Raw genomic sequence first — 18,622 nt, forward strand, 5'->3', positions numbered from 1 at the left:
CACTAAAAAAGCCCTCAGCAAGCCTGAGACTTGGGGGCTTTGATTTTGATTGTGGGGGCAGAATTGCTTCTCAAATTGCGACAATCGCAAGTTGAGAATAAAGCGGCTTTAAATAGTTCTTTTTCAAGCCTTTTTTCTGCCCGTGCTTAATCATTCAATATACTTAGCCTCAGGACCTATTAATTTATTGAACTGCGCGGGACGTTGTGATTCACAGGTTTACCTATGAAGGTAAGGCTGTGAATTACATGTTTTTACTGTCTGAGAACCAGATAGTAGCGGATTGAGCCGTTTTTTCCTCTGGCACACGGAGTGCCATACGCGGATGACCGGCGTGTTCTGAGAGGGATCGTTTATATGATCCGCAACGGTCTTTAATGGAAAGACACCCAGAAAGCATATGGTCCGCGCAAGACTTTGTATAATCGCTTCATCCAGTGGAGCCTCCTGGGTTTCTTTGACAGTATCTATGTCGTCCACCCAAATATTGCAGGCACAATAAAACCATAGAACTCCTTTAAGGAATGCAAAATGCCCTCCTCATCATGATGAAAACTGGAGTGAAAAAATGTTTACTACTTCCGAAATTATAGAATATTTTGTAAAATATATTGCCCCCATATCTATTGCATTCGCTAATTTTTTCAAGTTAATTTATAAAATACGATTTGGATTTCTTCATATATCAAAGTCAAAGACAGAAAGAATATTTACTCTCTTTTCTCAAGATACATGCAAAAATACGGCTAACAGGTACGCGCTGTACATAGCTGTCGCAGATGCGTTGAGTAGCTTTTATCCAATACCCGAAATTGAATTCGCTTTTGCACGTAGCAACCCTCTCGTCATGCTACGAGACATGAGAGCCGTGCGACACCTGGTAAGGCTCAATCCAGAAAAAAACGCAATCGAGAGTCCTCGGAAGAAAAGTGCAAGATATTTTTACCTCCAGAGCAATCTATCTTATGGAATCTCTGCTTTTTCTTATTTCCCTGTGATGGCTTTTGCAATTTTTATCCAGCACAAAAGTCAGGTCATTGGTGCATTTTTAGTTATTTCTTACGTTACCCTCGCTATATTAGGTTTCTGGCGTGGCCTGCAAATGAACCGCGCAAGTCAGCTCTTGCAATGTGAGAAATTCTACCCCCGACTATCATAGAAACTGAAAAGGTGGCGCTCACGCGTCACCTTCGAACTGCAGAACCAAGATACCAAACTTTTTCGCCTTGCCGGCCAGATTTTCCTGAATGCCCGTGGCGGGAAAAACGATGACGCCGATCCCCTCATCGAAAAGCTTGAAAAACTAGGGACCACAGCAGTTATCCCCTTCAAAGAAAAACCGTATCTGTTCACGAAAAACACGTTTCTCAATTTATAAAAAACGAAATATCATTAAGCGGTTCTTCGCCAGACTAAAGCAGTTCAGAGGCATCGCAACACGCTATAGACAAGCTGAAATCAACCTTCTGTGCATCAATACAACTCGTCTCCGCTATGATCGGAGCTAACTGACGACACGCCCTAGGGTTTTGAACATCAGAACCGTATCAAACGGCAGCCGACCACCTCTACTTCCATCTACACTGGTCAGAGCTTTGAATTATATTCCCATAAAAACAATATTCACGGAAACCACGATAGTATTATATAATAATGATAATTTCTTTACAGGCCGCCAAACATTTTTCCGACAAAAGTTGTTCCCACCATAGCGACAATACCCCAAAATACGACGCGCAAAGTAGGCCGCAAAGGTGCAGCACCACCTGCACGGGCCCCCACAACTCCAAGTAACGCCAAGCTTATGAGTGAGACTGCGGACACAGCCCATGATACACGAGATGAAGATGAGAGTAATGCAGCCAACACCGGCAGTATTGCGCCAGACGAAAATGCCCCAGCCGATGCACAGGCCGCTTGTATTGGTCGTGCAGATGTTGCATCGGAAATACCCAATTCATCACGGGCATGTGCCCCCAATGCGTCATGCTGCATCAGCTGCTGTGCAACCTTGCACGCCAGAGCATCATCCAGCCCACGCTGGCGATATATATCAGCCAGTTCGCCAACTTCGGTATCCCAACTGCTACCGAGCTCCTGCTTTTCACGAGCAAGATCAGCTTTTTCTGAATCTGCCTGTGAACTGACAGAAACATACTCTCCTGCAGCCATAGACATGGCTCCGGCCACTAGGCTTGATATTCCAGCCAGCAAAATATTTTCCCGACTAGCATGTGCGCTGGCAACACCAATAATAAGGCTAGATGTTGACAGAATACCATCATTCGCGCCCAACACAGCAGCCCGCAGCCATCCCAAACGGGATGTTGCATGCGTTTCTTTCTGGCTGTTCAAGATATTATTTCCCATATTCCATTGAGAACACAATACACCACCAACATGACGCAAACCTGAACGTGTTACTGTCAGGTTTCTTCAGACTGCAATATGATTTCTGGGTTAGGGAAACACAGTGAAACACTTAATCCCCGCGCAGAACCAGTAAGAGGTGATTGTAATTGCAAGCGCGCATCCATCTGCCTGGCAATATTACTGGCAATTGCTAAACCAAGGCCGCTTCCATTGCTGGAACTGCCACCACGTACAAATGGGCTTGTCAGTTGGGCCAATGTGTCCGGGACCAAGGCAGGACAATCATTAATAACGTCAATACAGCCCTCAGGTTTTACCTCAACCTTTACTGGCATATCAGAAGTGCCATGCAAGAGGGCATTTTCAAGCAGATTGCGCAACAGAATACCGGTTGCGTCCATATCTCCATAAACAAAAATATGGCCAATACCCTTGGCTTTTAAATCAATACTCTGGCCATCACGTGGTGGATGCCCCAGATCATCAACCAGCACATATAATACGGCCAGCAGATCAAATCGATCTCGCCGAAAAGCAATGCCAGAAGATGCACGTGAAAACTGTAGAAGTTTTTCAACCGTTCGGGCCAATCTGCGGGTGCGATCCGCAATGGTTTCCACGCGTTTATTGGCCGAAGATCCTTCAGGCAACATGCGCCCTAGCATCTGTACCTGCGCAAGAAGGGCACCGAGTGGATTACGCAATTCATGCGCCGCACTTGCTGCAAAAGCGCGTTCAGTAGAAAGTGCTGTTTTAAGGCGGGACAAAAGCGTGTTTACGGCATGTTGAATGGAAACCAGCTCAACCGGCAAATCAAGTGATGAAATAGGGCTTAAATTGCCACTGCCGCGAGATTGCATCTCATCATGCAAACGGTTCAAAGGTCGCAGCGCCCGGCGCACAATCAGCCGCACCAGCACCCAAATTACGGGCAGAAAAATCAGTATCGGCAAGACCGCTATGGCCGTAGCACGCCATGTGGCCCCTCGCCGATGCAACGTGGGCTCACCAACAAGCACGCGATAAGCCGTGGCCGTAGGTGCCGCAATATAAACCCTGAACAAAGGGGTATTGGCAAAACCTGTATGAATATCAGACACAAAAGGTTCAACCGGTGCATTTTGAGAACGCAGAACAACATGGCCAGATTGGTCAACAACCTGATACGCGAGTGTTCGTGGCCCCACATCGGGCACCCATGCCACATTGTCTGACTGGGCTTTATGCGGCTGTATGGTGATGATAGCCTGCAAACGTTCGGATACTTCCTGCAAGGAATTGTCCAGACGTTCTGTTATTTCGTAACGCGTAAAACCGGCAACGGCGATACTGAGGGCAAGAAGGCTCAGCGTGACCACACACAGAACACCACTGACAATCCGGGTCGCAAGGCTCCAGTTTTTCATGCGTCTGCTCTATCGGCCAGGCAATAGCCCCGGCCTCGAACAGTTTTGATAACCGTATTGCCAACCTTTTTACGCAGGCGGCTAATAAAAACCTCAACCGTATTACTGCCAACATCCTGATCCAGCGCATACAAGGCTGTATCAATCTGCTGGCGAGAATAAATGCGTCCGGGCCTGCGCGAGAGCAATTCCATAATTGCCCATTCCCGTGCTGTTAACTCAAGTTCCATCTCATTACGCGTTACGGAACGATTTTCCCGGTCAATAACAATCTCGCCTATCTGATAGCAGGCCTGCCTGCGTGGCGTGACGTACCGACGCGCGACAGCTGCAATCCGGGCTACAAGTTCATTCAGGTCATAGGGTTTGACAATGTAATCATCCGCTCCATCGGACAAACCTGCAATCCTGTCACTGATCTGGTCTTCTGCCGTTGTGATCAGAATGGCGGTATCAAAGGAGGCACGGCGGATCTCACGCAGCAGATCGCGCCCATTGCCATCTGGCAGCCCAAGATCCAGCAGCATGAAGTCGTAATCCACGGTTGCTACGGCTGCACGTGCATCTTCCAGTGTCATGAACCAGTCTACAGCATGCCCGTCCTGCCTTACACGCTCCTGCACGGCGGCCCCAAGATCGTGCTCGTCTTCCACAATGAGGATACGCATCAGTTCTGAACCTCCTCTCGCATGACACGAGCATACAGGGATGGCAGCACCAGCAGGGTCAGCAGCGTGGATATCACCAACCCGCCAATCACCACGCTGGCCAAAGGCCGCTCCACCTCTGCGCCTGCACTTTCAGAAAACGCCATGGGAAAAAAGCCAAGGCTTGCTACCAATGCTGTTGCCATAACCGGCCTAAAGCGGGATTTGGCACCCGCAAAAGCTGCCTGTGCCACGGTCATGCCACGCGCGCGCAATGCGGCAATTTCACTCACCAGCACAACGCCATTCAAAATTGCTACTCCAAACAGGGCAATAAACCCAATACCTGCTGAAATACTGAAAGGCATTCCACGTAATGTCAGCATAATAATGCCGCCGGTTGCAGCCACAGGCAGATTGATAAAAACCAAGAATGCAGGCCGGATTGCGCCAAAGGTTACAATCAGCAATGCAAATATCAGACCAAGGGCTATCGGCAGAACAATTTCCAGACGTTGCACGGCTGAGTGCAGGTTACGGAACTGCCCATCCCATTGCATGGTGTAGCCCGATGGCAGATGCACATCATGCGCCACACGCATCTGCGCTTCGGCCACAAAGGAGGAAAGATCCCGCCCACGCACATTGGCCTGCACCACCATGCGGCGGCGTACGCCATCACGACTGATACGTGGTGTACCGTCAACTTCATGCACATGCGCCACTTGTGAAAGCATCACATTCCCCTGCCCATCCATACGCCGGACAGGCAAGGCAGCAATAGCTGCTGCTGAAGCCACATGGCGACCGTTCAGGCGCACCTGCGTGCTGATAATGGCATTGCCAACAATAACAGGCCGCGCACCAATATGCCCGCCTATGGCTTCTACCGTATCCAGAATATCCTGTACTGCCACGTTGCGGCTGGCAGCCTGCGCACGATCAATGTCCACCACAACCAGCGGCACACTGCCATCACCCGCCGCAGCCACATCTGCGGCACCTTTTACACTTGAGATAGCAGCTACAACCTTGTCCCCCAGAGTGGCAAGTGTTGCCAGATCATCACCAAAAATCGAAACCGCAATCTGTGTTCTTACGCCAGAAAGCAGATCATCCATGCGCATCTGCACCGGCTGGCTCCAGGAATACAGCGCATCTGGCAATTCTCGCCGCAGCGTCTCATCCATTGCAGCCACCAGCCCGGCCTGCGTGCGTGCGGTTTTCCATATTGATGGCGGATTGAGAAGAATGAAGCTGTCAGTCTCATTCACACCCATCGGGTCTGTGGGAATGGCGGATGTGCCTGTATTGCTGACAACCGTTTTTACTTCAGGAAACCCCCGCAGAATCTGTTCCTGCCTTGTCACCGATGCAAGCACTGTCTCCAAAGATGCTGAGGGTAGACGTGTGGTGGTAACAGTCAAAGCCCCTTCATCAAGCTGGGGAATGAACTCCCCGCCCAAACGTGTTGCAAGACCTGCCGATAACACCAGAACGGCCAGCGTGCCCCCAAACAGAAGCCGCGGATGTGCTTCTCCCCACTCTGTCAGATGTGCATATGGAGCACGTAGGCGAGCAATCAGCCATGTATCTCCTTTTGGCCGCACACGCGCCAGAGCCAGAACCGCAATTACGGGAATACAAATGAAACAGTAAGCCAGCGAAGCTAGAAGCGCCATGATAACCGTTTGCGCCATAGGCCGGAACATATGCCCTTCAATGCCCTGCAGGGTCAGAATAGGCAGATAGACCATAATGATGACCAGTATGGCGAAGCCCACAGGCCGCATGACCTGCTGAACGGATGAGACAACCAGCGGCATAAACGCAGCTTCTGGCTCCTTCTCCCGCCTTGAAAGAATATGCTCAATAACTACCAATGAGCCATCAACAATCATGCCAAAATCAATTGCGCCAAGGCTAAGCAAATTGGCTGAAATGCCAAAATACCGCATACCGGCCATGGCGCAGACAAGAGCTACTGGAATAACGGAAGCAATCACCAGAGCGGCCTGCCAGCTTCCAATCACAACCACAAGCACCGCTATCACCAGCACGGCACCCATCAGCAGGTTATCGCGCACGGTCGCGATTGTTTGCCTGGTTAATGTGGCGCGGGTGTAATAGGGCTCCAGCGTAACACCCGTTGGTAGGGATTGCCTTATGCTTGGCAAGGCACGATTGATGGCGGCCAATGTGGCGTTGGAACTTGCGCCACTTTCCATCATCACCACGCCAATCACAATTTCACCCTGCCCATCACGGGTGACTGCGCCAAGGCGTGTGCGTGCGCCAGTTGTAATGAGCCCAAGATCTCGCAGGCGTATGATGGAGCCATCGGCATTGGCGCGTACGGCAATATTGCCAAAATCCGCAAGGCTGCTGATCAACCCACGCCCGACAACACTTTGCTGTTCGGCATGATGGGTGATCCACCCACCGCCTGATGCCGCATTGTTTGCATCTACCGCGCGATAAACCTCACTCACTGAAAGGTTGCTGGCAATCAGCCGAGCAGGATCCAGCACAACCTCATAGGTTTCTTCCGCGCCACCATTGACGTTTACATCCACAACACCCGGCACAAGCCGCATCTGCGGCACTACCGTCCAGTTCATGATCCGGTTGAGTTCCATAAGTGAGCGCCCTGCCCCCTTGATCTGGAACTGCATAATTTCACCCATGCCCGTTGCAAGCGGCCCCATGCTTACAGTAATGCCCGAAACAGATATGGAGGCACGCGCCTGCTGGATGCGCTCATTCACACGTGTGCGGTCAAGATTGATATCCGTGTCATCAGCAAACTGCACATAAACAACCGAGACCCCACCACGGGAAACAGAGCGCAGATCTGTGAGACCGGGAATACCGGTCATGCTGGCTTCAACCGGAAAGGTGATCAGTTTTTCCACTTCCTCGGTCGCGAGCCCAGGCGCCACAACGGATACGAGAACCTGTTTTGGGGAAATATCAGGCACAGCCTCCACTGGCAGTTCCAGCACTGCCATCATACCTGCCGCCAATATCAGAGCCAGTCCACCCAGCACCAGCATGCGGGCACGTAACAAAGCCTCCAGGTATTTACGGGCCATCAGTCTGCGTCCATTCCGGCCAGCCCGATGATTGATTTCAGGGCAAAACTGCCGTGGCTGACCACTGCCTCACCCTCTTTCAAGCCCGAGCTTACAACCGCATGCATGCCATTATCCAAGGCCACATCCACCACCACGGGCCGGTAATGTGTTTGATCCACCTGTACAAATATGACGTTATGGCCATCAATTTTCTGAATAGCCTCTGCCGGCACAATAATACCCGTTACACTCTCACGCTCCGTCAGGCTGGCATCCAGCACCATGCCGGGAACCAATGCACCAGTTGGGTTGGGAACACGACTGATAACACGCACCAACCCTGTTTGCGGGTTGGCCATGCCATCCACTGTATCAATCCGGGATGTGATGGCACCATCGTTGGTCTCTGTGGTCTGTAGCCCTCCAGGTTGAAGACATGCTGCTTGTTCCGGTGTAATGTCCGAAACAATCCACACGTCAGACAGATCCGCTACGCTTGCCACGTTTGTAGTTGGCGTTAGGTCTGCGGCGACAGATGTGTCCAGCGTTTGCACCACACCATCAACCGGAGAGATCAGGGTTGATACCTCATCCTGCTGTTTTCGGCTGCTTTGTTCAGAGGATGAATTGAACTCCTCATTAAACCGATGGCCCAATGTATCCACATCTGCCTGCCGGGCCCGCATGGTTGCATCTGCCTGCGCCAGAATATCCTGCCGGCGCCGCAGCTCTGCCAATGAAAGGGTTTGACCAACCAGTTGTTTTGCGCGCTGCACTGCGGCTGCGGCATCATTTCTACTGGCAATGGCGGCGGTTAACGCGGCACGCATCTGAATGGCTTGCAGCTGTGCACCATGGAAAGAATGATCCTGATAGCGCAGCAAGGCTTGGCCTTTACGAACAGAAGCACCCGGCTGCACCAGAATGTCCTGTACTTTGCCACTTCCTGCTGGGTGAATGTACACAAGCCGCGTGGTATCGGGCATAACCCGACTGATAACTGGCAAAATGCGAGAAACCTTACCAGATTTGGCAAAGGTTACTGTAATGCTTTCATTTTTTATCGCTTCCATATCTAGTGCGACAACCGAAGGGAGTATCTGATCTTCCGCATTGGCGAGAGACGACATACAAAAACACACAGCGAAATACGCAAGGATGCGCCCTTTCATGGTGTAATCCCCATGGCAATCATCATACGCAGCGTTGCGACATGCCACTCCACCTCAGCACGGGCATTGGCAAACTGCGCATTGCAGGCTGCCTGTTCTGCCTGCATGACAGTTTCGAGCGTTGCCTCTCCCACCCGCCAGGCATGTTCTTCTGCCGCTGCACGCTTTTGCATATTTGCGGCTGCTATACGGGTGGTCTGCCGGGCAGCTGTGGCGGCCATCAGCCGAGCCCGTACACGGGATATTTCCAGGTGCACCATGCGCCGGGCCTGTATTTCCTGACTATTGGCAGAAGCAAGCCTGTTGCTGGCCTCAGACATAATCGGTGTATTCCGGGCCTCGCTTGGTAGTGGGATGCTGAAGTTAACACCAACCCGGTCATCCCATGGGCTGCCATACTGTTTTTCATGAATCACATCGATGCCCAGTTCTGGATTGGGCATAAAAGAGCGGCGGGCAAGCTTCATATTAGCTTGTGCAGCTTCAACATTTTTGTGTGCGGCTTTTACGCGCGGATCATTGTCTTCCATATCATGTGGCTCCACAAACCGCACATGTGCCATATCTGCAGCATGGGAAAGATCAACCTCAACTGGCTGGGCAAATAAAACTTCCAGTTCAACCCGAGCATTTTCCAGATATTCTTGCGCCAATGCCTGTTCATTACGGGCATTTTCCATTTCTGACTGTGCTATCTGGCTTTCCGAAGATGAAGATTCACCCACATGCGCAGAATGGGCAATCAAACTGTTTACCCTGCTTGCATACTCATACAGTTGATGTGCCGCCTTTAAACGTTCCTGCGCAATCTTTGCTTTGGCCGCCCCATCCAATATCCTTATGGAAAGCGACAGGTATTCAACATTTAGCTGCTCATCCAGAGATGCGGCTTCAGCACTTGCAACCTGACGTGTGGCGCTTCCCTGCCCTGGTAACCAGAGCGGTACGGACACGCCTCCCTGATAGGTAGTATACCCTTCATTACTGCCGATTGCATGGTCATCCATATATTCACCGGACAGAGTTGGCCCGCCAGCAAACCATGATCCTGCTGCACTGCTGCGCGCCTTTGCAGAATGATGGCCAACCTGCAATTCCGTGCGCACAGGATCAACCGCCCAGGCCATATTAATGGCTCTATGAAAATCTATTTTTTCTGGCATGTTCTGGGCATTTGCAGAAAATATGACGAATGAAAATGTCACAATACTTAACAGCAGGATTTCACGCATGAGGTTACACGCAGCCTCCTACGGAATAATCGGCTTGTTATGCGTAATTCGGGAGGCGAGGTCATTCCATAGATTGACCGTTGCCAGATTGATGTCGCCTTTTATGGATGAAGGTGACTGGGTGCGTGAAAAAGACGTCAGGGCCATGCGTTCACCAATCACAAAACGCCCTTGCGAAAATAATGTGACTGAAAGCAATCCCAACCGCCCCTGCCCGGCCGGACGCTTGATAGACACCCGCATATGTGGTGGTGGCGCAGCAATGGCGTGAAATGCCTGAAGTTCTGTTTCTCTTGTAGGGCAGGCAACGCTTTGCAAAACTGCATGCCGTAAAACAGAATGTGGATAGCCCGCATATGAGCCATCTATATGCAGAAGAATACCTTCTTCCGTTTTCTTACAGATACTTTCTGTTTCGGTATAAGAGACACATCCGCACAGGCTGAGTGTTATCAGAATTGACAATCCGTAACGTATCACCCGTTGCATAACCTGTACTGGCCTTCCTAATACGATCACAGCACGCCATCATTGCGCTGGCGTCTTTGCCCCTATAACGCGCAAAGATGACGTGAACCTGAATGGCCATCAGACAACGGTTTCTACGGAGAAAGAAAATTTCTCATCACATCGCTCAGCTTCCTATTCCGAGTGTCCAGACTTTGGTCACAGAAACAGTGGCCGGCATCCATCGAGCTTCAGGAAAGGGAATGCCTCGTCAGGTCAAAGTCCTGACATAGGATCAGCAGCAGCTCCGGTAACCATGCAAACAGATCTAAACATTCCGTCCGTAAGCGATGTTACCGTAAGCCGACATCGACGGGCAGATGGAGAGTCCAGACGCCACCTGCTGACGCTAAACGTCACATCGTTATGATGCGATCATCATCCGGTAATGAACGCCAGGATATCTGCATTGATAACGTCTGCATGTGTCGTGTGCATACCATGCGGATAACCGGGATAGATTTTCAGCGTGCTGTTCCGAAGCAGCCTGTCCTGAAGGACTGCCGCGTTCTGGTAAGGCACGACCTGATCATCATCGCCCTGCAGCACGAGCACTGGCACTGTAATGGCTTTCAGATCCTCGGTCTGATCTGTTTCGGAGAATGCTTTGATGCCCTCATAATGGGCCTTGGCGCTGCCCATCATGCCCTGACGCCACCAGTTGCGGATTGTGCCTTCTGAAACTTCTGCTCCCGGGCGGTTGAAGCCGTAGAATGGTCCGCTCGCTACATCCAGGAAGAACTGCGCGCGATTAGCCGCAAGCCCTGCACGCAGCCCGTTTAGGACTGAGATCGGGGCGCCGTCAGGGCTGCGGTCCGTCTGAACCATCAAGGGCGGCACGGAGCTGATGAGAACGGCCTTGGCAACACGTCCCTGAGGCTGACCATATTTCGCGACATAGCGGGCAACCTGACCCCCGCCGGTCGAATGCCCGACATGGATGGCGTTTTTCAGATCGAGGTATTCCACAAGAGCCGATGCGTCAGCCGCGTAATGATCCATATCGTGCCCGTCGCTCACCTGTGCCGAACGCCCATGACCGCGACGGTCATGAGCGATAACGCGAAATCCCTTGCTCAGGAAAAACAGCATCTGCGTGTCCCAGTCATCGGCGCTAAGCGGTCATCCATGATGGAAGACGATTGGTTGGGCATTTTTCGGTCCCCAATCCTTGTAAAAAATCTCCACACCGTCAGATGTCGTGATGAATGACATGATACGTCTCCTTGCCGGATCAATAACGAGATACTGGTCAGAGCCTAACGTTGAAGGTAGCTTTAAGGTCAAGCATGCGTTCATGACCGGGGGTAAATCATGAAGATTGGAGAACTGGCACGGCTAAGTGGCCTGACACCGTCGCGGATCCGGTTCTATGAACGCATTGGACTGCTGAAAACGGTTGATCGTCAGTCTAACGGATACCGGACCTATCCGCAGCAGGCCGTGATGATCCTGGGTCTGATTACAACAGCGCAGCGGGCCGGGTTTACGCTGGATGAAATTCGCTCCTTGCTGCCCTCTGATCTGAAACACTGGGACCATGCTACATTGATGGATGCCCTTACACGTAAGATTGCGGATATCGAAGCTCTGCAGGTGCGTCTGACCCAGAGCAGAACGCATTTGCTCCGTCTGATCGAGGATATTCAGGTCCGCCCCGACGACATGGACTGCGCGGCCAATGCGCATCGTGTCCTAACGAACATGCTTGCGGAACATCCCGAAGCCCTCGATGTCACGTCGGACGATATCCGTCTTCTGGATGCAACGGACCGCCGTCAGTCAGTAAGCTCTGGCCGCCGTAAAAAGGCGGCATCCCGTTAAGCCCTATCCAGAAGCGCCGCCACTTTTCTTGCCGTTGCTCTTGCGGAAAAGGGGTTCTGTCCTGTCACCAGCCGTCCATCCGTTACGACATGGGGCATGAACGGAAGCAGCGCTTTTTCATAAATCGCGCCCCGTGCCTTCATCTGCGCTTCCGCATTGTAGGGGATTTCGCGCGCTACACCTGCCAGCTTCTCCTCGGCCCACGAAAACCCGGTGATTTTCCGACCACGGACCAGAAACGAGCTGTCTGCAAGCCGGGTGTTCAGCAGCCCGCAATATCCATGACAGACAGCGGAGACCACACCTCCCTTTTCCCATAGTGCGCGGGTGATGGTCTGAAGGCCCTCATTGTCGGGAAAATCCCACATCACGCCATGACCGCCGGTGAAGTAAATCGCATCGTAATCACCCGGATTGATGTCTGCGGGGCACGGTGTTGACGACAGCAGGGCCATTTTTGCCGGATCGGCCAGCCAAGCTTTGGTGGAGGCATCACGCATTGGCCATTTTAATGCACGCGGATCAAGCGGAACTCTGCCGCCTTTTGGACTGACAATGCGTTGTTCATAACCACTGGCGGCAAATACATCCCACGCATGCGTCAGTTCCGACAGCCATAATCCGGTCGGATGCGCGGAATTACCGAAATGAGCGGTGTTAGTGACAACGTGAAGGATACGACGGTTCATGGCAGGCCCCTCTCATGCTGCAGCGTTTCTGACTGCCGTCCTGTAACGTTCAAGCCCGGTTAAAGGTCAATCTGTGGTTTGACATTAAATCTGCCTTCAAGGTTAACGGTGTAAGGGCAAACCTACCTGACATCATGGAGGCCGCCTCACATGCAGACAATACTGGGTGCAAATGGTCAGATCGCCACGGAACTGGCGCGGACATTACATCAGCATCATACAGGGGAGTTGCGGCTTGTGAGCCGCAATCCTCGTAAGGTCAACGAAGACGATACTCTCATGGCGGCGAACCTGCTGGATGCTGGGCAGACGACACAGGCAGTGAAAGGCAGCCGGATCGTCTACTTCACAGCCGGCCTGCCCCCTGACAGCAGGCTCTGGGAAGAACAGTTTCCTGTCATGCTCCGCAATGCCCTGCAGGCGTGCCGGACGGCGGGGGCTAGCTTTGCCTATTTCGACAATACCTACATGTATCCGCAGAACAGCCAGATCCAGACGGAGGAAACACGCTTTGCCCCGGTTGGTCGGAAAGGACGCGTGCGTGCGGCAATGGCCACCATGGTGCTGCAGGAAATGGCACGCGGAGACATTCCCGTGCTCATTGCCCGCGCACCGGAATTCTATGGCCCGGGAAAAACCCAGAGCTTCACCAACGCCCTGATCATTGACAGGCTGAAAGCAGGCAAAAGGCCCCTGGTTCCTGTCCGTGACGACACCCGCCGGACTCTCATCTGGACGCCCGATGCGAGCCGCGCGCTGGCCACGCTGGGCAATACACCGGAAGCTTTCGGACAGACCTGGCATCTGCCGTGCTGTGACGAGCGGCCGACCTACAAGACATTCGTCACCATGGCGAGCAGGATTTTCGGACGTCCTCCTTCCTATTCGGTCATTGGAAAATGGCCACTGATCATTGCAGGCATTTTTTCAAAAAAGGTGCGGGAGATCAGGGAATTGTTGCCCCGTTACGAACAGGACAATCTTTTTGACTCAGGCAAATTCAAACGTCATTTCCCCGAGTTTTCCGTGACGACATATGAAGAAGGTCTGGAACTGATCAGAAAGGAATAGAGGGACGGATACTATCCTCATGCCAGATATCTGGAAATCAGAAAGGGATTTCTCTAACAGGCCATGCAACTGCATAGTCTTCAGGCTGTGATGCGCTTCATGAAATCCTGTAAAAAGGGAAAAACACGTTCAGGCATGTCTTCAAGTAACGTGTGCTTGGCGAAGGGTAAGTTAAGCAACCTGGCACCTTTGACCTGCTCAGTAAGCTCAAACCCCTGTTGCCGCGATACCAGCATGTCGTCGTCACCATGCACCACGAGCAGAGGGCACTGGATGTTTTTTACAGACGCACCAGGATAGGCATCTTCATCGCAGCCGAGCCACATATGCGTCGCGGCCGTGAATAACTTTCCGAAATCTGGTTCGGGATTTTCCGCATTATAGACCGATATTTGATTCCCGAACATCACACGCCATTTTTCAAGATTGATCGTCTGATAAATCTGCCGGGCCGGATCATTTTCCTGCAACACCCAATGCGCGCCGGCCGTTATGACGAATTCGGGTTGTATGACACGCGCTGCAGCCAGACGCAGGGCGACAATGCCGCCGTCACTATGTCCGATGATACAGCCCCAATGTGGTAAGGGCCACGGTAAAATCATCTTGAAGCTGTCGATATGTCATGGGAGCCGTCCCGATACCGGAGCGACCATGCCCGCGCGTATCCATAGCAATCAGCCTATAATCTTCAGCAAGAAGCTTTGCGATCGGAATGAAATCGAGCCGGCTCAGCAAACCTCCATGAAGCAGTACAATAACTCTTCCTGTCGGGTTCCCGGCTTCAGAGACGAACAATTTTGTATCGCCAACTGATACAAACTTCCCTGAAGCAAACATTCAATGGCTTTCATAAAATTGGACGCTCTGGATCGTGCGGGGAGATTATCAGCGGTAAAGCTACATCCTCAAGGTTTCATACCGCTCACGGTAGAGGAAGGTTTTAACATCGCTCGACATACAGTTTAGGTAAATAAAACATCTGTTATTTTAGGTTCGGGCGCAGATAGCAGACGCTCTGCTCTCCCTCCCATCAGTGCCCTTTCCCGCTGAATACTTCACGAGGAAGGGCGATATTTTCCTCAATCGTTTTTAACCCAGAGCCTCGTTTTTGCATTTCTACGCGATGTCCATCCGGCTTGCCGCATGGCTTTGGCAAGTGCCCGTTGATGGATCGTAGACAATGGCCATTGATACTGAAGTAAACCTTCGACCACCAACCGTGAGGTAATGTGGCCTTTTTGAGAGGTAGCCCAGACTTCGAGCACTTCCGGCATCCGGGCGTCCAGCCGCTCCTCGAATGTCGGAAGCTGCGGCGGCGGAGGTGGTAGCGCCTGCTCCTGCTCTTCCCGTGCAGAATAAAAATCCTCTACGATGACCGAAATACGCTCATCGGGAGTTTCAGGCGTTTTGCGCAGTGTCCCGAACAGATGCTCGGCCAGAAATTCAGCATGTTCACGAAGCGTCAATTCTGTTTCGGGGTCAGCAACCCTCCCGGCCTCGATTTCTGCCCACGCTCTACCCAACCCGATGGGCTCCCAATATGAACGCGAATAATGCTCCGCCAGGTTCTCCTGAGTGACCGCCACCCACCGGCCCTGTATTATGTTAAAAATTTCGATACGTTCTGGAAGACATTTCCGTCTCCGGCTTTCCCTCAGCCACTCCCTGCGCTTTGCTTCACTATGAACAGGAGCGTCGCCGCATTGCCGTGGAGCATAAGACTGCCTGGCAGCCTTACTCCGGACATCCTTCCATATGTCGCCTGGATCACCGAAGCCCCGAACGCACAGCAGACAGAGTTCCAGGATATTTTCCGTAGTGGCCAGACATCATTTCCATGTAATGATGTTCCACACCAGAAGACGGTCAGTCTCCGGGTCATATCTGGTATTGCGTGCCAACCAGCCCCTCTGGTTTGGCCCCGACAGCATTCTCACTGCGTCATCACGCATGATAATATTCCTCATTGGTTTCCAAGTTTCGTTCTGAACGATCGGAGAAACCATTTGAGGTGGCCCTGTAGGCCATGGCGATACGTAGACGCGCGTGATTGCCCAACCCTCTTTCGAGGGGCGAGACGCGTGTAACTGTCTGATGCACCAGTATTTCATGGCGATCAGACGTCGATTTGTAGGGAATTATGATGGAATTGGTTGCGGGGGCAGGATTTGAACCTGCGGCCTTCAGGTTATGAGCCTGACGAGCTACCGGGCTGCTCCACCCCGCGGTTGAAGATGTGTTGAAATTTGTAGGGGTAAGATTTGTGTAGGGTGGATTGGAAGACCTGGCGGCGACCGACTTTCCCGTGGCTTAAGCCACAGTATCATAGGCGCTGGGGGTTTTCACGGCCGAGTTCGGGATGGGAGCGGGTGGATCTCTCCCCGCCATGGCCACCAGGTCATCCAGTCCACCCTGTAAGGGGTGTGGAGGACGGTTGGTTATGAAGAAGTAGGCGTTATATGGATGATTTCTGTGCACGGGCTGTCCTTTTAAGGGGACAGTAAGAGAGTGAGCCTATTGGGTGATTAGGACCAGTTAGCTGCACGTGTTACCACGCTTTCACACCTGGCCTATTAACGTGGTGGTCTACCACGACCCTCAGGGAGACCTAGTTTTGAGGTGGGTTTCCCGCTTAGATGCTTTCAGCGGTTATCCCTTCCATACTTAGCTACCCGGCGGTGCCGCTGGCGCGACAACCGGTGCACCAGAGGTATGTTCATCCCGGTCCTCTCGTACTAGGGACAAATCCTCTCAAGTCTCCAACATCCACGGCAGATAGGGACCGAACTGTCTCACGACGTTCTAAACCCAGCTCACGTACCACTTTAATCGGCGAACAGCCGAACCCTTGGGACCTGCTCCAGCCCCAGGATGTGATGAGCCGACATCGAGGTGCCAAACCTCCCCGTCGATGTGGACTCTTGGGGGAGATCAGCCTGTTATCCCTAGAGTACCTTTTATCCGTTGAGCGATGGCCCTTCCACGCGGGACCACCGGATCACTATGGCCGACTTTCGTCTCTGCTCGAGCTGTCACTCTCGCAGTCAGGCGGGCTTATGCCATTGCACTCAACAGCCGGTTTCCGACCGGCCTGAGCCCACCATCGCGCGCCTCCGTTACACTTTGGGAGGCGACCGCCCCAGTCAAACTGCCCACCATACAGGGTCCCGGATCAGGCTAACTGACCACGGTTAGACATCAGAAAAATTCAGGGTGGTATTTCAAGGATGGCTCCACAGGAACTGGCGCCCCTGCTTCAAAGCCTCCCACCTATCCTACACAGAATGTCTCTGATGCCACTGTAAAGCTGCAGTAAAGGTTCATAGGGTCTTTCCGTCTGACCGCGGATACCCCGCATCTTCACGGGGAATTCAATTTCGCTGAGCCGATGCTGGAGACAGCGGGGAAGTCGTTACGCCATTCGTGCAGGTCGGAACTTACCCGACAAGGAATTTCGCTACCTTAGGACCGTTATAGTTACGGCCGCCGTTTACCGGGGCTTCAATTCAGCGCTCTCACACCTCCTCTTAACCTTCCGGCACCGGGCAGGCGTCAGACCCTATACGTCGTCTTTCGACTTCGCAGAGTCCTGTGTTTTTAATAAACAGTCGCTACCCCCTGGTCTGTGCCACCCGCCAATGGTTGCCCACCAACGGGTCTCGCTTATCCCGAAGTTACACGAGCAATTTGCCTAGTTCCTTCAGCATCGTTCTCTCAAGCGCCTTGGTATTCTCTACCAGTCCACCTGTGTCGGTTTCGGGTACGGTCTATACGCCAGAGCTATTTCCTGGAATGCTCCAAAAGCCAGGTCAATCCGTTAAGACCTGACAACATATCGCATTCGTCACTTCTGGCAGGTACAGGAATATTCACCTGTTTCCCATCGACTACGGCTCTCGCCCTCGCCTTAGGGGCCGACTAACCCTGCGTGGATTAACCTTGCGCAGGAACCCTTGGACTTTCGGCGACAGTGTTTCTCGCACTGTTTGTCGCTACTCATGTCAGCATTCGCACTTCCGATATCTCCAGAGAGGGTCACCCCATCTCCTTCACAGACTTACGGAACGCTCCGCTACCGCGCATATCATAGATATGCACCCACAGCTTCGGCACGTGGCTTGAGCCCCGTTACATTTTCGGCGCAGGGTTTCTATTAGACCAGTGAGCTATTACGCTTTCTTTAAAGGATGGCTGCTTCTAAGCCAACCTCCTGGTTGTTATGGAATCCCCACATCCTTTCCCACTTAGCCACGATTTGGGGCCTTAGCTGGTGGTCTGGGCTGTTTCCCTCTCGACAATGGACCTTAGCACCCACTGTCTGTCTGCCAGGCTATACTTCCGGGTATTCGGAGTTTGGTTGGGTTTGGTAAGGCTTTGGGCCCCCCTAGCCCATCCAGTGCTCTACCCCCCGGGGTAACCACCTGACGGTCTACCTCAATAGATTTCGCGGAGAACCAGCTATCTCCGAGTTTGATTGGCCTTTCACCCCTAGCCACAGCTCATCCCCGACTTTTTCAACAGGCGTGGGTTCGGCCCTCCAGTGCGTGTTACCGCACCTTCAGCCTGGCCATGGCTAGATCACTCGGTTTCGGGTCTTCTGCCAGCAACTATGCGCCCTATT

The 18,622-nt window shown here is 52.3% G+C and carries 15 protein-coding genes, 1 tRNA gene, 2 rRNA genes and 1 pseudogene (1 of these 19 only partly in view); 4 read left to right on the forward strand and 15 right to left on the reverse strand.

What is annotated here, in order from left to right; genetic code table 11:
* Nucleotides 1–282: 282 nt before the first annotated feature.
* Together EOV40_RS15240 and EOV40_RS06550 are read left to right on the forward strand one after the other, a co-directional pair.
* Nucleotides 283–474, forward strand: a pseudogene (locus tag EOV40_RS15240) (transposase); the annotation flags it as partial.
* A gap of 94 nt (nt 475–568) precedes the next feature.
* Nucleotides 569–1,159: a hypothetical protein gene (locus EOV40_RS06550; protein ID WP_128105413.1), complete on the forward strand. Its 591-nt coding sequence runs from the start codon at nt 569–571 to the stop codon at nt 1,157–1,159.
* A 506-nt stretch (nt 1,160–1,665) separates the two neighbouring features.
* Here the strand turns inward: EOV40_RS06550 and EOV40_RS06560 are convergent.
* From EOV40_RS06560 to EOV40_RS06595, 8 genes are all read right to left on the reverse strand, one after another.
* Nucleotides 1,666–2,370 carry a VIT1/CCC1 transporter family protein gene (locus EOV40_RS06560; protein WP_128105414.1) on the reverse strand — a complete coding sequence of 235 codons (705 nt, stop codon included), beginning with the start codon at nt 2,368–2,370 and terminating at the stop codon, nt 1,666–1,668.
* Between the two features lie 56 nt (nt 2,371–2,426).
* Nucleotides 2,427–3,779: a sensor histidine kinase gene (locus EOV40_RS06565; RefSeq protein ID WP_128105415.1), complete on the reverse strand. Its 1,353-nt coding sequence runs from the start codon at nt 3,777–3,779 to the stop codon at nt 2,427–2,429.
* Complete coding sequence (locus EOV40_RS06570; protein WP_128105416.1) at nt 3,776–4,447, reverse strand: response regulator transcription factor; 672 nt, start codon at nt 4,445–4,447, stop codon at nt 3,776–3,778. The genes EOV40_RS06565 and EOV40_RS06570 overlap by 4 nt, the downstream gene beginning before the upstream one ends.
* Nucleotides 4,447–7,521: an efflux RND transporter permease subunit gene (locus EOV40_RS06575; RefSeq protein ID WP_128105417.1), complete on the reverse strand. Its 3,075-nt coding sequence runs from the start codon at nt 7,519–7,521 to the stop codon at nt 4,447–4,449. The genes EOV40_RS06570 and EOV40_RS06575 overlap by 1 nt, the downstream gene beginning before the upstream one ends.
* Nucleotides 7,521–8,675, reverse strand: a complete 1,155-nt coding sequence (locus EOV40_RS06580; RefSeq protein WP_128105418.1) for an efflux RND transporter periplasmic adaptor subunit — start codon at nt 8,673–8,675, stop codon at nt 7,521–7,523. The genes EOV40_RS06575 and EOV40_RS06580 overlap by 1 nt, the downstream gene beginning before the upstream one ends.
* Nucleotides 8,672–9,907 (reverse strand): TolC family protein, encoded by a 1,236-nt coding sequence (locus tag EOV40_RS06585; protein ID WP_128105419.1) that lies wholly within the window; start codon nt 9,905–9,907, stop codon nt 8,672–8,674. The genes EOV40_RS06580 and EOV40_RS06585 overlap by 4 nt, the downstream gene beginning before the upstream one ends.
* Before the next feature lie 18 nt (nt 9,908–9,925).
* Complete coding sequence (locus EOV40_RS06590) at nt 9,926–10,396, reverse strand: hypothetical protein (protein WP_128105420.1); 471 nt, start codon at nt 10,394–10,396, stop codon at nt 9,926–9,928.
* Between the two features lie 396 nt (nt 10,397–10,792).
* A complete protein-coding gene (locus EOV40_RS06595; protein ID WP_456304287.1) occupies nt 10,793–11,506 on the reverse strand; it encodes an alpha/beta fold hydrolase in 714 nt (237 codons plus the stop codon).
* Between the two features lie 222 nt (nt 11,507–11,728).
* On the opposite strand from EOV40_RS06595, the gene EOV40_RS06600 reads away from it, so the two are divergent.
* Complete coding sequence (locus EOV40_RS06600) at nt 11,729–12,238, forward strand: MerR family transcriptional regulator (RefSeq protein WP_128105421.1); 510 nt, start codon at nt 11,729–11,731, stop codon at nt 12,236–12,238.
* Here EOV40_RS06600 and EOV40_RS06605 read toward each other — a convergent pair.
* Entirely contained in the window at nt 12,235–12,927 is a 693-nt protein-coding gene (locus tag EOV40_RS06605) for a type 1 glutamine amidotransferase domain-containing protein (RefSeq protein ID WP_128105422.1), read from the reverse strand. The two genes, EOV40_RS06600 and EOV40_RS06605, sit on opposite strands and share 4 nt — an antisense overlap.
* Before the next feature lie 150 nt (nt 12,928–13,077).
* On the opposite strand from EOV40_RS06605, the gene EOV40_RS06610 reads away from it, so the two are divergent.
* A complete protein-coding gene (locus EOV40_RS06610; protein ID WP_128105423.1) occupies nt 13,078–13,998 on the forward strand; it encodes an SDR family oxidoreductase in 921 nt (306 codons plus the stop codon).
* 80 nt (nt 13,999–14,078) lie between these two features.
* Here EOV40_RS06610 and EOV40_RS06615 read toward each other — a convergent pair whose 3' ends face one another.
* The 6 genes from EOV40_RS06615 to EOV40_RS06635 all read right to left on the reverse strand — a co-directional run.
* The gene (locus tag EOV40_RS06615) at nt 14,079–14,603 is read right to left on the reverse strand and encodes an alpha/beta fold hydrolase (protein WP_253534012.1); all 525 of its coding nucleotides are present in this window, start codon (nt 14,601–14,603) and stop codon (nt 14,079–14,081) included.
* Nucleotides 14,554–14,838, reverse strand: coding sequence for an alpha/beta fold hydrolase (locus EOV40_RS15460; RefSeq protein ID WP_253534009.1), 285 nt, complete (start codon nt 14,836–14,838; stop codon nt 14,554–14,556). Before EOV40_RS15460 ends, EOV40_RS06615 begins: the two co-directional genes overlap by 50 nt.
* A gap of 242 nt (nt 14,839–15,080) precedes the next feature.
* Entirely contained in the window at nt 15,081–15,587 is a 507-nt protein-coding gene (locus tag EOV40_RS06620) for a hypothetical protein (protein WP_128105424.1), read from the reverse strand.
* A 564-nt stretch (nt 15,588–16,151) separates the two neighbouring features.
* Nucleotides 16,152–16,228: transfer RNA gene (locus EOV40_RS06625), tRNA-Met, on the reverse strand.
* Nucleotides 16,229–16,283: 55 nt separating this feature from the next.
* Nucleotides 16,284–16,399, reverse strand: a 5S ribosomal RNA gene (rrf, locus tag EOV40_RS06630).
* A 106-nt stretch (nt 16,400–16,505) separates the two neighbouring features.
* Nucleotides 16,506–18,622 (reverse strand): 23S ribosomal RNA (locus EOV40_RS06635); it runs 623 nt beyond the window's last position.

It is taken from the genome of Acetobacter oryzoeni, assembly GCF_004014775.2.
Lineage (GTDB): Bacteria > Pseudomonadota > Alphaproteobacteria > Acetobacterales > Acetobacteraceae > Acetobacter > Acetobacter oryzoeni.

Excerpts from the sequence above, each read along its gene's own strand:
- EOV40_RS06600 (WP_128105421.1), top strand. The coding sequence starts at position 11,729 with ATGAAGATTGGAGAACTGGCACGGCTAAGTGGCCTGACACCGTCGCGG.
- EOV40_RS06605 (WP_128105422.1), bottom strand. The coding sequence starts at position 12,927 with ATGAACCGTCGTATCCTTCACGTTGTCACTAACACCGCTCATTTCGGT.
- EOV40_RS06570 (WP_128105416.1), bottom strand. The coding sequence starts at position 4,447 with ATGCGTATCCTCATTGTGGAAGACGAGCACGATCTTGGGGCCGCCGTG.
- EOV40_RS06615 (WP_253534012.1), bottom strand. The coding sequence starts at position 14,603 with ATGATTTTACCGTGGCCCTTACCACATTGGGGCTGTATCATCGGACAT.
- EOV40_RS06580 (WP_128105418.1), bottom strand. The coding sequence starts at position 8,675 with ATGAAAGGGCGCATCCTTGCGTATTTCGCTGTGTGTTTTTGTATGTCG.
- EOV40_RS06550 (WP_128105413.1), top strand. The coding sequence starts at position 569 with ATGTTTACTACTTCCGAAATTATAGAATATTTTGTAAAATATATTGCC.
- EOV40_RS06560 (WP_128105414.1), bottom strand. The coding sequence starts at position 2,370 with ATGGGAAATAATATCTTGAACAGCCAGAAAGAAACGCATGCAACATCC.
- EOV40_RS06585 (WP_128105419.1), bottom strand. The coding sequence starts at position 9,907 with ATGCGTGAAATCCTGCTGTTAAGTATTGTGACATTTTCATTCGTCATA.
- EOV40_RS06595 (WP_456304287.1), bottom strand. The coding sequence starts at position 11,506 with ATGCTGTTTTTCCTGAGCAAGGGATTTCGCGTTATCGCTCATGACCGT.
- EOV40_RS06575 (WP_128105417.1), bottom strand. The coding sequence starts at position 7,521 with ATGGCCCGTAAATACCTGGAGGCTTTGTTACGTGCCCGCATGCTGGTG.
- EOV40_RS15460 (WP_253534009.1), bottom strand. The coding sequence starts at position 14,838 with ATGTTTGCTTCAGGGAAGTTTGTATCAGTTGGCGATACAAAATTGTTC.
- EOV40_RS06590 (WP_128105420.1), bottom strand. The coding sequence starts at position 10,396 with ATGCAACGGGTGATACGTTACGGATTGTCAATTCTGATAACACTCAGC.
- EOV40_RS06565 (WP_128105415.1), bottom strand. The coding sequence starts at position 3,779 with ATGAAAAACTGGAGCCTTGCGACCCGGATTGTCAGTGGTGTTCTGTGT.
- EOV40_RS06610 (WP_128105423.1), top strand. The coding sequence starts at position 13,078 with ATGCAGACAATACTGGGTGCAAATGGTCAGATCGCCACGGAACTGGCG.